The following is a 14,854-nucleotide window of genomic DNA, read 5'->3' as shown; positions in this document are numbered from 1 at the left end:
TCCCCCTCTTCCCCCTCTTCCCCCTCTTCCCCCTCTGCCCCCTCTTCCCACTCTTCCCCCTCTTCCCCCTCTTCCCCCTCTTCCCCCTCTTCCCCACCCTCCTACAAGGGTTTCAGGAGTTCCTTATAAGGGATAGTCCTGGGAGGGGGGCCGCGGGTGGGTTGGGAGAGGCCCGCGGGTGGGTTGACTCGGTCCTCCTAATTCTATACTACATTTTGTGGTGCGGAATGTGGGCTACAGCGCTTTTGCTGATTGATAAACCACATCATCATCACCAAAACCCTTTAGGGATGAATGGCCATTTGCTAACATAGAAGCTCTCCGCTTTATATGTCGCGGAGTGTTAACCGAGTTATGCGACAGCAAAACGCCCCTACTGTGGTCTACCCAAATGAAAACCGCTGTAAATGAGGTGTAATGAGACAGTCAGACTTTAGGCATTTAAGCTGCGAAGCAGAAACACGAAGTAGTAAATTTATCTGTCTGGATAAAAATTAATTATTTGGTTTGGCCTATCTTGAACAGTCTGACATCAACCTTTAACTAATCAGGAATCAGGAGTTACGCATAACCACGACTTATGGTAGAGGTTAACGGCCATGAACCCCGACAAATGGTGTATAATTTTATCTCTTGCGTAAGTCCTGGTAATAATTAAGTACGAAAAAAGAATATTACAAATAATTTGAGTCATTGAAAGATTTTCGTTGATTACGACTATTTGACTAATAAAGAGATATTTACCCAAAGAAATACTTAAAGACTATTCCTCCTAACTCTTGGCGAAACCGGAGTATTTGTAGCATTTTAAAATTGGTCTTTCTTTCCTCGTAAACGGGCAAAAGTTTGTACTGGATCTTGACTTTTAACCGCTAACTGTAAATCAGGTCTGTCCCAACCCAGAAAAGGATTTGTGCGTTTTTCTACACCAATCATTGATGGCACAGTAGCCTCATTCCGACTGCGTGCTGCCTTAACCTCAGCTAAACGAGCTTGTAGGTCTAAATTTTGCTCATCGACTGTTATCGCAAACTGCAAATTCTTCAAAGTGTATTCATGGGCACACCAGATTCGTGTATTTTCAGGTAAATTACGCAGTTTGCTCAAAGACTGTACCATCTGAGCTGGTGTTCCTTCAAATAAGCGACCACAACCACCAGCAAATAAAGTATCACCACAAAATAATTCCCCCGCTTCTCCAGCAACTACAGGAGGAAAGTAATAAGCAATATGGCCACTTGTATGGCCAGGTACAAATAGAACCTCTCCCTGTCGGTCAGAAAATTGGACTCGATCGCCTTCCTGTAAAAATACCTTTTGTCCAGGAATTCTTCCTCGGTCTTCCACTCCTCCATAAACTGTAAGTTGAGGAAACTTCTGAATTAACTTTTGATTAGCTCCTACATGGTCTGAATGGTGGTGAGTGTTGAAAATAGCCACCAACTGAGCACCCAATGATTCTAGTTTTTCAATCACTGGCCTAATTTCTGCTGGATCTACTACAGCCGCAATCTTTTGATTTGGGTCATGTAGTAAGAAGATATAGTTGTCTGAAAGTGCTGGCAGTCGATAAATCTTCATAGAAACTAAGTTAATGCCTTACATACAAAATTTTCACTTGGGGATATTATTTCCCTCTTAAACTATTAAAATAACTTAGGAACAAAAACAAGGGTAATATTTATTTCTGAGACTACTTCGACCGGGTATATTACTGAACATATAATCAATATCAACAATTATATATAGGAGATAAAAGATTATGTTATGGAGTGAGCAAAATCAACCAAATGTGACAATCAATCAAATGGTGAACAGAGTTATTACATCAGGCAAACTTAGTCGTCGGGAGCACCTACAACTTACTTCAGCAATATTATGTGGTAAAAACATAACAGATGAAGAACAACATCAAATTAATCAAATATTTGACTTTATTCAAATTGGTAAAATTAAGTTGATTGATGAGAGTTAGTCTATATTTCAGAGTTAAAAAAAATCAGCAATCACTTGATAATTTGTATTTATTTTATCAAGTACAAAATTAAATATTCTATGGAGTATATCATAGGAAAGAGATAGTATAATGTCTCAATAAAGGTAGCTATATTAGGTGATAAAATTTTCCTATTCTTTGCTTTCTCCTGGTTCATGCTACGCCAACAGCTATTCCATAACTATTAGCAGTAATTTTGAATTGGATATTTCACCTGCCTTAAAATATTAAACATATTTTTTTAAAAGTAAAAATAGTCTCAATATTGCCTTCATAACTAAAGAAAGAGATACGCTGGGAAATTAAATTAATAAAGTACAGTAAGTAATAATTTGCAACTTGATATAAATATAAACCTGACTATATTCTGATTTCTGTTAAATCCACAATTAACTAATACCTCAGATAGAGAAAATTGATAATGAGTGCAACTAAACCAAATTCACTACTAACAGTACCAACAGGTTTATTACAAGTTCCTGCTGTAGTAAAAAATACTATAAAACCAGATAGTCCAGAAATAAAACTTTCTCTGGTTATTCCCACATTTAAAGAAAGTAAAAATATCCCAAAGATTGTCCAAAGACTAACTCAGTTACTAGATGCTCAAATTCCCGATGCTTATGAATTAATTGTGGTAGACGACAATAGTCCCGACTTAACTTGGGAGACGGCTCAGAATATGACACCAGAATATCCTCAACTTCAGGTAATGCGTAGAGAAAAAGAAAGAGGACTTTCCACTGCAGTCATTCGTGGTTGGCAAGTGGCAAAAGGAGAAATATTAGGAGTAATAGATGCAGACTTACAACATCCTCCAGAAACTCTCTTAAAACTATTGACAAAAATGGAGCAAGGTGCTGACTTAGCAGTAGCTAGTCGTCACTTTGAGGAAGGAGGGGTCAGTGAGTGGAATATTATGAGAAGATTATTGTCTCGTGGTGCTCAAGTTTTGGGGTTAATTATTTTACCTGGGGTAGTAGGGCGAGTCTCAGACCCCATGAGTGGCTATTTTATGGTCCGTCGAAAGGCGATCGCAGAAAAAATTCTTCGGCCAGTAGGGTACAAAATTTTGATTGAAGTTTTAGGCCGAGGCAGCATTCATTGGGTGGGAGAAGTGGGCTATATTTTTAATGAACGTATAGAAGGGGAAAGTAAAGTTACCTGGAAACAATATATAGAATATTTACACCACCTACTAAATTTAAGGTTGGCTAGATGGCCTAGTAGATTTATCTGTTTCGGTACAGTTGGTTTGATCGCTGCGCTCGAAGTCAGAAATAGGAAGTCAGAAGTTTTTTCTATGATAATTTTCGGTAATAAAATATCTATTTCTCCGTCTAGAAATAGGGTGAGGCGACCCCCGCTATAAATTTCATTTTAGCCATTGAAAATTAGTGGTGAGTAACAACCTCCCACTAATTTTAACTTCTGACTTTCAGTCCGAATGCTGCGCAAACACACTTGTGATTTCTTACTTCTTAAATGTTTTTAATATATCAGGACTTACGCAAAATATTAAATTATACTCCATTTTTAGGGGGTTAACGGCCGTTAACCACTACTTATGGTAGAGGTTATGCGTAAGTCCTGATATTTACGCTGTGAATTATCTGAGTCCAAGACTATGTACAATTTATAAGTTATAACTTACGCATTACATTTTTTAGTATAGCACTATAGTTTCAACTAGATTTATGTAATGTTTTTGCGTAAGTTCTATAAGGAAAAAAAAGTTATAAATTTTTCATACTCCTTATTGCCTCTCTTGATAACTAACAGACTTTAAACCAGATGTAGTATCAGTATTGACATCTCCAGGGGTTGAAACACCCTGGATTTTGTGGTTAGTCCACCGCAAATGGGACGGGGCGTTTAAAGTGCGGAAGTAAATTCCGCACCCAGCCCCTCATAAATCCACATTTGCTTAAAGCCTGAAGGGCAGACTCCTAAACTCCTCGGCATAGACGGAAATCTAGCTGTGAGTTTACTTTTTTTTGTTAGCTTTCACGAGTGGTTTTACTCGCGCTGGTTGGAGCAATCTTCTCGCTACTCTAGCTGCCTACTTGCTTTTCCTACGGAATGCCGAGCTAACAGCCGTCGTAGGAAGTTAATTCCCCGTCTCCTGTCCACCGGAGTTTCACCGCAAAGCGCGGTCATGTCATGGCGACAAACCTTGTTCCTTATTCCGCTAGTATACCAGACTTTTACTCCGCTTTATTACCCGCGTGTCGTTATTCAACCAGCCGTTAAAACGGGCGCTGCGTACTTCCTCCCGACGCTTTTTCATCCCTGAAGAACAGGGCATTCAAATTTCCAATTACTCTTGGGCAATGAACTTTGGTAGTCCCACCCTACCACATAAGATTTTTCTTCGTCTTTAATTTCATCAATAGATACCAACATTGAATCACTCAAACGCACTACCATCTCTCCATTCAAAAGCGCCTGTCGCCATTGCTTTCCTGTCTTCCAAGCATAATATTTGACTCCACTCCAACGAGGGTTAACTGGGTATCCTGCAAACCCAGAACGTAATGCAGGAATATAAGCACTTTTGAGTTGAGTATGAACGAATATTCCTTCCTCTAGTTTAACTACTTTAAGATGTTGACGATCTTGCTTAAACATGGGACTCACCTCCTACTTTAGAATATGCTTAATCTTTCTTAACTTATCAGACTAAGGCTATTATATCACTCAGAATTTCAGATTTTTGATACTGAGGAAAATTTATCTATACAACAATACAAGTAGAAATAATTTCCCATTTTCTCAGCCTTAGCATTTTTGATTGAATGGTATTACACAAATTTAACTCTTTATAGATGTAAACTTCATTCACCTTAATACTAATTCAGGAAAATAATGCCCTAATTTATGAGGGTGGCTTCTTGTTATGAAATTAAGTGGCGATCGCCCACTCCTGCAAAACAAAACAAATTTTTTATATTAGTCAGGAAAAAATAGTGATATTATCATCAATAACTAGCTATAATTCACATATTTATGATTGAATATTAGGGAAAGAGATGATTCATCAAAAATGGATTCAAGATGCAATTAAGCTACTAAGTAGGAATGTAACTCAATCTATATTTTCCACTGTAGAGAAATTAAATTTAACTATTATACATTTTTACAAAAATTGCTTTTTAATTAAGTTTTTACCAAAGTGGATAAGTAAACTGGTATACCTTTCACTGATATTTATGGTCAGTTTAGGTTTGACTGCTGCAGCTATTAAATCTCCGACTGTCAAAATTCCAATTTTTGGTTTCCATGACATTATTGATTTACAGAATAAAGCTGATTTACCACCATATCGCCGTCTCTATGATATGGATTATACTAAGCAAGATTTAGAAAAGTTTGTAGAGTATTTAATACAGAAAAATTACTGGTTTTTATCCTCTCAAGATTTATTCGTATATTTTATTAATAAATCTCAACCTATACCAAGTAAACATATAGGTCAAAAACCTGTAATGCTAACTTTTGATGATGGCTATGAAGGAGTACATCAAAATGGAATGCCAATCTTAGAAAGGATGGAAGAAAAATATGGTAAAAAAGTAAAATTTGTTCTATTTATTAATCCGAAAACTCTGGGAGTTAATAATGAAAAAGATTTACCACATCTTACTTGCCAAGACTTAAGAGAAGGATATCAAAAAGATTTTTATGATATTCAATCTCATGGATTTACTCATAAAAATTTAACTAAAATTAGCTCCAAGGAATTAGAAGTAGAACTATATTTTGCCAAGTTAGCTTTGAGAAAATGTACTAATGATTTAGATAGGAATAAAATTGTCGCTGCTCATATTGCTTATCCCTATGGTGCCATCAATACAAAGGTGGAAAAAAAGTTACCTAAATATCATCTAACTGGATTTATTTACGATGATAAATTTTTGAAAGTAAATTATCTCAAAAATAAGTTCCGCATTTCTCGAATTACAGTTGGCAGTCGCACATCTCCTTATAAATTAATCCGGTTAGCAACTCGAGCTTCAACACTCAAAAAAATTTCTAATGAAGAAGGAAGAAGGAAGAAGGAAGAGGCAGGAAGGAAGAGGCAGGAAGGCTGAATATCAAGTCTAATTAATCAGCGGTAATAAAAATGTGTTCTCTGTTATAGCAGAAGGAAGAAGGAAGAGGGAAGAGGCAAGAGGCAAGAAGGCTGAATATCAAGTCTAATTAATCAGCGGTAATAAAAATGTGTTCTCTGTTATAGCAGAAGGAAGAAGGAAGAGGGAAGAGGGAAGAAGGCTGAATATCAAGTCTAATTAATCAGCGGTAATAAAAATGTGTTCTCTAGACATCTCCAATAATAAAAAATAAAATCAATTATCGTAGATAAATCATCAATTCTTTCCCTCTACTCTGTACGGAAGTTGCATGCAACGTTCCCACTCTCCTACTCCTCTACTCCCCCACTCCCCCGCCTCATTATTTACGAGCGATCGCATAATAGCGCCAAGGAGCAGGATAACCTTCAACTGTCAACGAAGGGTCTTCAGAATTAAGAAATTCTGACAAACTATCAATATTTGCCCAAGAAGTGCGCCGTTGTTCTGCCACTGATAAAGGTTCGGCAAAAAAACAATTAATATCACTAAACCCTGCTCTCCCTATCCAATTTTCTAAACAAGACTGAGTGGGGAGAAACCAAATACCTCGTGCTTGAGCATAACGTTTCCGAGGTGTTAGAGCTACAGGTAAATCTCCAGGAATACCTTGGCAGTCAATAATAATTTCCCCTTTGGGTGTTAAAGCTTGTCGCATTTTGCGTAATAAACCAATGGGGTCAGTGTGATGATAGAGAATACCCAAGCAGAAAATAGTGTCAAAAAATTGGGGGTAATAGTGAATATGTTCAACTCCCAACAGTTCAAACATCAGCATTTTTTGTTGCGCAATATTTTGAATAAGTTGAAAATTCCAAAAATGTTTGGCATAAGGTTCAAAACCAATAACTAACTCCGGTTGTTGAGCTGCCATGCGAAACATAAAATAACCATTGTGACAGCCAATATCGGCGACTCTACGATTTTTCAGAGAACTAATATGTGGCAAAATGCGTTCCCATTTCCAATCAGAACGCCATTCAGCATCAATGTTTATACCAAATAGTTCAAACGGACCTTTTTTCCAAGGACAAAATGTTTGCAAACTGTTCCGGAACAATTGTTGTTGCTCTGAGGATAGTTCCTCAGCACGACCGACTTTTATCGCTGCATCAGAAAAGTCGAAAAAGTCACTTTTGATATCTGCGACTGTTTGTACTGCTTCGCAATACTTTTGAGTAGAGGTTTCAAATAATTTTTTGTGTTTTTCCTGACGGGTTATTAATATTGCTTCTGTATCGATCGGGATATCATATTTATATAAATAATCTGAGGGAATATAACCGATTTTATGATTAAACATTTTGCTAACTTGAGTTATTCTTGCGTAATGGTGAAGATACAGTATATTTCAGGTAAACAAGGTACACACAAGAATAGTAAAGTGTTTCCAGTGCGGGCATCTTGCCCGCGACTTGTGTACCTTATATCATGTCCGGTTGAATACTTACACTTTGGAGGAGGTAAGGCAGGAGGCAGGAGGCAGGAGGCAGGAGGCAGAAGGAAAGAAAAGGTTAGAAGGGAAAAGGTTTGAGGTAAGGCAGAAGGCAGGAGGCAGGAGGCAGAAGGAAAAGAAAAGGTTAGAAGGGAAAAGGTTTTTTGATCACGCTATTATCCGGACATGATCTTACTAATATGAAATACGCTGTATATATTTTTTAATTTCTCCCCATCTCCCCATCTCCCCATCTTCCCATCTCCCCATCTCCCCACCCTCGCAAACTTACTCATTAGTAGATTTCGCTTCCTCAGGCAACAGAACCTTCGCTCGAATAAACCGTAAACCACTTACTCCCTGTAGAGGCTCAACCAAACCACTATCAAATTTATCCTCCACCCAACCTTCACGAACTAAATAACGGAAATACTGTTGATATTCTTGCCACTCTTCATCAGTAGAATAAACCACAGTCAACATCCCTGGTTGAGTGATCCGCTCCTTTGTTTCCCGATCCACACCTTTATCAATTCTCTTTTTAACAATTTCATAACGAATATCGCGACTACCTTTGACATCAAACAATCTTTCTGTACTTTCATTATGATAAATATCAATTGTAGAATTCTGCACTAAGACCAGATGCACAACTCCCAAAGTAACTTCCTCAGATTCAGCTTTCAGGCGCAAAATTGTTCTAGCACAATCACAGATTGCCCGTAGTTGCTCGTAACGTAAACTACAGAGATGAAATTGACTAAATTTAGGATTAATAGATTTCCCCAGATACATCATGTGGTCTATACCATCAGTAGCCTCAAAATCACAATGATGGGGTATAATTTGCTGCATCTGTTGTTGCCACTTTTCCCAAGTGTTTTGAAGATGGTAGTTAATTTTGTGCAACATCTGGTCGTAGCGATCGCGAGCTTGATACACGCTATTATGTTCGTTGCTACAAGCAGCTCGATAAGCTTCTACAGCAGTTTTGACCGCATCTCCACATTCCAAAAAATAATCAAAGTAATTTTCTAGATGTAAATTTAGATATTCTCTTGCTGTAATTTCACTATCCACCGATACTTTTTCTTCTAGAGACTTAATATATTCCAACATATCTTGTCGTAGTTGCTGACAAAAAGCGCTATCTTTTATTTGACAAACAGTTTCGACAATTGTTAAACCTAAGCAAAATTGTGTTAGCAGATCGGTTTGAATTGCACGATTACGTTCGGTAGAAGAGCCGCGAATATCACAGATACCATAAAGAGGATAGACATCTTCAAAAACGATTATTTCTGGTGGTAATCCCCAACTACGCCGTTCTGCTTCTTGCAAAAATCGCCATTCAACTGCAGGGTGAATATTACGAATATTTGTGAACCGTTGTTGAATTGTTTGACGAACTGCAGTTGTCAAAGCTGGAATAAGTTCCTGAGCGTGTTTATAATCAGAGGTATAAAAATTGCTGGGGTGCTTGCTAGTTAATCCTACTATTCCCAAAACTGCTTGAAGTCCAGAACTATCTTCTGGAGAGGCAGTTTTAATTACTAAAGGAATTAGTAGCAAGGAGCGGACTCCTCTTTGATATAGATTTTGTTCGCACTCAGTTTGACAATGTATCTTAAGATCGAGAATATTCTGAATTTGATTATTTTTAGCAGTTTTCAAGATCGGAGAATCCTGTAGACTCTTTGTGGAATATAGTCCAGGATAGTTGCTGGTTGTTAAATATTCACTGCTGATAAATAATTTTAGTTGTTTTTCTCCTTCATTACGCAGTAGAATCATATCATCTGCCCGGAATAGCGAACGCATTAGTTTGTCTATTTGCTGAAATTTCTCTTGCTGCATCAATGATTCTGGTTCTACTAACAGTTGAGTTAGTCTTCGTTTTTGTTCTTGAATAGTTACATCTAAGCCTTCGAGTAAAAATAAACCCTCTAGTTGGAAATTTTCCAATTTTAACTGTTGGGCTAAAATTTCTAGATTTCCCGGTTGTATGAGCCAAGCTATTTGTTCAGATTTTGACATTGATTGGAGATTGACATCTGTAAAATCATCTACAATTTTGCCAACTCTTTGTACTTTTTGTTGTGAGCAACAAAACCAGAATTCTATATGCCGTGGTTCTGAGTTTTGTGGGCAATTAATAGTTGATATAATTGAATAATGTTGAAATTGTAGATTTGCTGTGTCTATTTGATAAAGTTCTTTGAGTACCCAGCGCAAAACTTGTAGGCGGTAAATTTTTCCTAGTTCTGTTTTCTCCCAATCACTTACCGACTCATTGAGCTTAATGTTTTGCTTTGATTCTATTTCATCGATCCGATCTATTCCCATTAGCTGGCAAAAAGCATGATTGGCATATTTTATGCTGAGGCTACTTGGCTCTACAATTGCTGTTAATATTCTGCTGTGATGTGGAAAATTTTCAAGTCGCTCTATTATTTGTCTCCAAATTTTTAGTTGCTCGACTTGATTTTGATGATTGGATAGTTGAGATGTTAGAGCTTGCAATAGTTGCTCTATATTTATATCCTCACTGTTTTGATGGTTTGGGATGGCAGAAGTTTTTCCTGGTAAAGCTTTTGTATTATATTTATGATTTTTGTCTGTAATTTTTTGTTTGGAAATATGCATATTTTTGCACCTGATGTTTTGAATCTTTATTTTATGTATCCATTATATTAACCAGGCCAAGTTTTTAATAACAGGCCATAAAATCCAAGATGGAAGCTATATATCTGGACAAGCAAGCTTGATACTGGACAAAGATTTACTGATAGGTTAATAATATTATGGGTCAAACCCCACAAAATTGAAACTATTGACAGAAGATATATATTATGATATGAATGATTTAATTAAATAAAAAAATAGATTAATATTTACGGTTTGGTTTAATATTGAGTAGACTTAACTAGCTATCAGCTATCAGCCTCAAAATTTGATATGGATAATGGTATCTGTTTGTGGAGTATTCCGGACTGAAAAGCTGGGGTAAAACATCCCCGACTTCTAGCTTGTCTTTTAATTTTAGGAGGGATTTAAGCCCCTTTATAAAAAGCTGATTGCTGAAATGCTGTTTGCACAGCATTCCGTCAGGAAACGCTTTTTCAAGTTAAAAAAATATGGTTTATGTGGCTTTGAAGAAGTAAATTATCAGTGATGACATAACTGACAGATGTGAAAAAAAGAATATGCGCTGAATTTGCTATAGAACTATCAGTTGAACAAAGAACCAAAATATTTATTGATTATGGGAATAGGAAATTAGGTCAGGAATAAAGGATTATATTGTTATAAAAGAGAAAAAGCAAGAATTTAACGGAAATATTTTTAAAACTTTGAAGAAGCAATAAATAAAATTTCAACAGAACCTAACTGTCTATATAAGAACACTTTGGGTTGTACAATTGGAAAAAAAATTAGGCAAAAAAAAGAAAAAACCTTTCAGATGATATATAATAAAAAACTACTACTAGCTAGCTGAAATTGCTTTATGTTTGAAGCCCTTGCCGACCGCTTAGAAGTCGCCTGGAAAAAACTAAGGGGTCAAGATAAAATAACAGACTCCAATATTCAAGAAGCCCTACGAGAAGTCCGTCGTGCTCTATTAGAGGCAGATGTTAACTTACAGGTTGTGAAAGACTTTATAGCCGAGGTTAGCACTAAAGCTAAAGGGGCAGATGTATTAACAGGAGTAAGGCCAGATCAACAGTTCATCAAAATAGTCCACGATGAGCTAGTGCGTGTAATGGGAGAAACCAATGCTCCCCTAGCAAAAGCTGAACAAGCACCAACTATTGTTCTGATGGCAGGTTTACAAGGGACAGGTAAAACCACTGCCTCAGCTAAATTGGCCTTACATCTACGGAAGCAAAATAGAAGTACCTTGCTAGTTGCGACTGATATCTATAGACCTGCTGCTATAGACCAGCTAGTTACTCTAGGTAAGCAGATAGATGTATCTGTATTCGAATTAGGCATAGATATAAATCCTGTAGAAATTGCTCAAAAAGGTGTTGAAAAAGCCAAGAAAGAGGGCATAGATACTGTAATTATAGATACAGCAGGTCGGCTACAGATTGACCAAGAGATGATGGCGGAACTCGCCAAGATTAAAGCAGCAGTTAAGCCCCAAGAAACATTGCTAGTAGTGGATGCAATGACAGGTCAAGAGGCGGCAACATTAACCCGTACCTTCAACGATCAAATTGGGATAACAGGGGCAATCCTCACGAAAATGGACGGGGATACAAGAGGTGGGGCAGCTTTATCAGTACGTCGAATTTCTGGTCAGCCAATAAAATTTGTGGGGGTGGGAGAAAAAGTAGAAGCTCTACAACCTTTCTACCCAGAGAGGATGGCTTCTCGAATTCTGGGCATGGGAGATGTACTGACCCTGGTAGAAAAAGCTCAGGAAGAGTTTGACATAGCTGATGCAGAAAAAATGCAAGAGAAAATTCTCTCAGCTAAGTTTGACTTTACTGACTTCCTGAAGCAAACGCGACTGATGAAGAACATGGGTTCTCTGGGAGGAATTATGAAATTAATTCCAGGAATGAACAAATTGAGTGACGATCAGTTGCAGCAGGGAGAAACTCAACTAAAGCGCTGTGAGTCTATGATTAATTCAATGACAAAGCAAGAGCGCCAAAACCCAGAACTTTTAGCAAAATCTCCTTCCCGACGAAAACGTATTGCCAGTGGTTCAGGTTATGCTGAGAAAGATGTTAGTAAACTGGTAAGTGACTTCCAAAAAATGCGATCGCTCATGCAACAAATGGGCCAAGGAGGAATGCCAGGCATGGGAATGCCAGGAATGCCAGGTATGGGAATGCCAGGAATGCTAGGAGGTAGAACACCTCCAGGAATGCCAAACTACCCCGGTATGGGTGGTGGCAAAAAGAAAAAGAAGCAGAAAAAGAAAAAGGGCTTTGGGCAACTTTAAGAATGCGGTAGCAGGTAGTAAGAGTCCTAAAATATCTAGTGGCAAACTGTAAATTTGACAAAAGATGCCTAATACTTTCTTCGTTACCATGAAACACAATAGCTTACAATTCCAAACAGGAGTATAATCACTCGAAATGATCAAACTGCGATTAAAGAAATATGGAAAAAAACGGGAGACTAGCTACCGGATAGTAGCAATGAATAGCAGTTCCCGACGTGATGGCCGTCCATTAGAAGAACTCGGCTTTTACAATCCTAGAACAGATGAAACTAGGCTAGATGTACCAGGAATTACCAGACGTCTTGAACAAGGCGCTCAACCAACACAAACAGTGCGTGACATATTGAGAAAAGCTAATGTCCTTGAATCACCAAGAACCGGAATTAACACCCAAGAGAATGTATCAGTTTCCCATGCAGAATCGACAGAAGCCGTTGCCAATACCCAACCAAGCGAAGAAACTGCCAATACCGAAGCCAGCCAAACCAGTGACAGTGAGTCAACTGAAACAGCAGTTACCGAGCCTGAGGAATAATTCTCAGTCAGCTAACCCTGATTACGCGGAAATAGTGAGATGTTTAATTGAGCCATTTCTAGAATCACCAGAGTCTTTACGAGTGGACTGTGAAGTAAATCCTCGGCAAGCAAAAGCCTGGATTCGTCTAGCTTTTGATGAACTTGAAAAAGGACGAGTATATGGTCGTGGAGGACGTAATATCCAAGCGGTTCGTACTGTGTTAGCAGCATTAGCTCAAACAGCAGGTCAATCTGTGCATTTGGAGATATACGAAGACCATTCAGAGACACCACGCCCTTCTCCTTCTTACTCTTATAACAATCGAGAAGAAGGGACTTATGATAGAAGGACTATGCCAATTACTCGCCCATCCTACAACAGACAAAGAGTATCTCGTAGTCGTAGTACAACTCCAAGTCCAATTAGATATAAACGAGACGAGCATGGAATGAGGTAAAAATTATCAGAATGCCACCACTAAAGCTTTCATTAGGAATAGTGGGGCATTACTTTAATTATTCTAAAATTAGGAGGATTATTTATCGGTCAAAGTAGATAGATGATATTCTAATTGAAAAACTTATAGGATATATTTTTGTTGGGCAGTAAATAAACAACTTGCTTTACTACTGCCAACAACTGTGAAAGCCTTTGAGTTATCTAGTGCTAGCACTTTGAGAAAAAAGTAGAAAGTATTTGTTAGCGAGTCTTAGCAAATATGGAATGGAGAACCATGTTCGCATGACAGAGACACTAAGAGTAGAGTTGCCTAGTATTGATAGCGCGATCGCTCTTTCTGGTTATCAGGAAGAAAATATTAAACTATTGGCACGACACACAGGGGCAAATGTTGTACTGCGTGGACAAGAATTATTGATCAGTGGTACAGCAACTCAAGTAGAACGATGTCAACAAATTGTGCGATCGCTCGAAAGCCTCTGGAAACATGGTAAAACCATTACTGGAGTAGAAATTCTCACTGCTCGCCATGCTATTGATACTAACCGTCAAGATGACCTACAAGAACTTCAACAAGACGTTCTGGTTAAAACCCGTCGTGGGTTAGAAATTCGTGCGAAAACTTTCCGTCAACGAAAATATGTACAAGCTATCCGCACCCGCGATATGACTTTTTGTGTGGGTCCTGCTGGTACAGGTAAAACATTTTTGGCAGCACTTTTAGCTGTTAAAGCACTTTTAGATAATCAATATGAACGTTTGATTTTAACTAGACCTGCTGTAGAAGCTGGCGAAAAATTGGGATTTTTACCAGGTGATTTGCAACAGAAAATTAATCCTTATTTACGACCTCTATATGATGCTCTTTATGAATTAATTGAACCAGAAAAGGTGACAACTTTGATGGAGAAAGGTACTATTGAAGTTGCGCCTTTAGCATATATGAGGGGTCGAACTCTGAATAACTCTTTTGTGATTCTGGATGAAGCTCAAAATACTACTCCTGCTCAGATGAAAATGGTATTAACTCGTTTGGGTTTCCGCTCAAGAATGGTGGTAACGGGAGATATTACTCAAACAGATTTACCTCTAAGTCAAAAATCTGGTTTAACAGTTGCTATGAAAATTCTGCGAAATGTAGAGGGTATTGCTATTTGTGAATTATCTCAAGCAGATGTGGTACGACATCCTCTAGTACAGAGAATAGTTGCTGCTTATGAGCAGTATGAAAATTGAGCCGTTGTTGAATTAGTGTATGATATTAGTCTTAATTACTTAGGAGTCAACCCACCCCTCGCCCCTCCCCCTCCCAGGAGGGGAAGGACCGAGTCAGGAGGGAAGAAAGAAGAAG

General features: G+C 38.0%; 9 protein-coding genes and 2 pseudogenes. 7 read left to right on the top strand and 4 right to left on the bottom strand.

The window, feature by feature from the left end:
* Positions 1-807 precede the first annotated feature (807 nt).
* Complete coding sequence (gene gloB, locus F6K15_RS20780) at positions 808-1,581, bottom strand: hydroxyacylglutathione hydrolase (RefSeq protein ID WP_293063799.1); 774 nt, start codon at positions 1,579-1,581, stop codon at positions 808-810.
* A 181-nt stretch (positions 1,582-1,762) separates the two neighbouring features.
* Between gloB and F6K15_RS20775 the strand changes: the two genes are divergently transcribed.
* Positions 1,763-1,975, top strand: a complete 213-nt coding sequence (locus F6K15_RS20775; protein ID WP_293063796.1) for a hypothetical protein — start codon at positions 1,763-1,765, stop codon at positions 1,973-1,975.
* Positions 1,976-2,417: 442 nt separating this feature from the next.
* Positions 2,418-3,251 (top strand): annotated as a pseudogene (locus F6K15_RS20770) (polyprenol monophosphomannose synthase); the annotation flags it as partial.
* A gap of 1,031 nt (positions 3,252-4,282) precedes the next feature.
* On the opposite strand, the gene F6K15_RS20765 reads toward F6K15_RS20770, so the two are convergent.
* The gene (locus F6K15_RS20765; RefSeq protein ID WP_293063794.1) at positions 4,283-4,627 is read right to left on the bottom strand and encodes a hypothetical protein; all 345 of its coding nucleotides are present in this window, start codon (positions 4,625-4,627) and stop codon (positions 4,283-4,285) included.
* Positions 4,628-5,028: 401 nt separating this feature from the next.
* On the opposite strand from F6K15_RS20765, the gene F6K15_RS20760 reads away from it, so the two are divergent.
* Positions 5,029-6,090, top strand: a complete 1,062-nt coding sequence (locus F6K15_RS20760) for a polysaccharide deacetylase family protein (RefSeq protein ID WP_293063792.1) — start codon at positions 5,029-5,031, stop codon at positions 6,088-6,090.
* 361 nt (positions 6,091-6,451) lie between these two features.
* On the opposite strand, the gene cmoB is transcribed toward F6K15_RS20760, so the two are convergent.
* Both cmoB and F6K15_RS20750 read right to left on the bottom strand, forming a co-directional pair.
* On the bottom strand, positions 6,452-7,432 hold the full coding sequence (cmoB, locus tag F6K15_RS20755; RefSeq protein WP_293063790.1) for a tRNA 5-methoxyuridine(34)/uridine 5-oxyacetic acid(34) synthase CmoB: 981 nt from the start codon (positions 7,430-7,432) through the stop codon (positions 6,452-6,454).
* A 420-nt stretch (positions 7,433-7,852) separates the two neighbouring features.
* Positions 7,853-10,210, bottom strand: coding sequence for a GAF domain-containing protein (locus F6K15_RS20750; protein WP_293063787.1), 2,358 nt, complete (start codon positions 10,208-10,210; stop codon positions 7,853-7,855).
* Between the two features lie 862 nt (positions 10,211-11,072).
* Here F6K15_RS20750 and ffh point away from each other — a divergent pair.
* From ffh to F6K15_RS20730, 4 genes and pseudogenes are all read left to right on the top strand, one after another.
* Positions 11,073-12,524, top strand: a complete 1,452-nt coding sequence (gene ffh / locus F6K15_RS20745) for a signal recognition particle protein (protein ID WP_293063785.1) — start codon at positions 11,073-11,075, stop codon at positions 12,522-12,524.
* A gap of 136 nt (positions 12,525-12,660) precedes the next feature.
* Positions 12,661-12,930, top strand: a pseudogene (rpsP, locus tag F6K15_RS38505) (30S ribosomal protein S16); the annotation flags it as partial.
* 85 nt (positions 12,931-13,015) lie between these two features.
* Entirely contained in the window at positions 13,016-13,501 is a 486-nt protein-coding gene (locus F6K15_RS20735; RefSeq protein WP_293063781.1) for a KH domain-containing protein, read from the top strand.
* 284 nt (positions 13,502-13,785) lie between these two features.
* Positions 13,786-14,739: a PhoH family protein gene (locus F6K15_RS20730; RefSeq protein ID WP_293063780.1), complete on the top strand. Its 954-nt coding sequence runs from the start codon at positions 13,786-13,788 to the stop codon at positions 14,737-14,739.
* The last annotated feature ends 115 nt before the right edge of the window (positions 14,740-14,854 follow it).

Origin of the sequence: Okeania sp. SIO2B3, from assembly GCF_010672525.1 — a bacterium.
Taxonomy (GTDB): domain Bacteria; phylum Cyanobacteriota; class Cyanobacteriia; order Cyanobacteriales; family Microcoleaceae; genus Okeania.
The sequence above is the reverse complement of the archived record's forward strand: the minus strand, read 5'-3'. Positions and strand labels throughout refer to the sequence as shown.

What these genes read in the sequence shown, in the direction of transcription:
- gloB (WP_293063799.1), bottom strand. Translation starts at nt 1,581, where the DNA reads ATGAAGATTTATCGACTGCCAGCACTTTCAGACAACTATATCTTCTTA.
- F6K15_RS20775 (WP_293063796.1), top strand. Translation starts at nt 1,763, where the DNA reads ATGTTATGGAGTGAGCAAAATCAACCAAATGTGACAATCAATCAAATG.
- F6K15_RS20765 (WP_293063794.1), bottom strand. Translation starts at nt 4,627, where the DNA reads ATGTTTAAGCAAGATCGTCAACATCTTAAAGTAGTTAAACTAGAGGAA.
- F6K15_RS20760 (WP_293063792.1), top strand. Translation starts at nt 5,029, where the DNA reads ATGATTCATCAAAAATGGATTCAAGATGCAATTAAGCTACTAAGTAGG.
- cmoB (WP_293063790.1), bottom strand. Translation starts at nt 7,432, where the DNA reads ATGTTTAATCATAAAATCGGTTATATTCCCTCAGATTATTTATATAAA.
- F6K15_RS20750 (WP_293063787.1), bottom strand. Translation starts at nt 10,210, where the DNA reads ATGCATATTTCCAAACAAAAAATTACAGACAAAAATCATAAATATAAT.
- ffh (WP_293063785.1), top strand. Translation starts at nt 11,073, where the DNA reads ATGTTTGAAGCCCTTGCCGACCGCTTAGAAGTCGCCTGGAAAAAACTA.
- F6K15_RS20730 (WP_293063780.1), top strand. Translation starts at nt 13,786, where the DNA reads ATGACAGAGACACTAAGAGTAGAGTTGCCTAGTATTGATAGCGCGATC.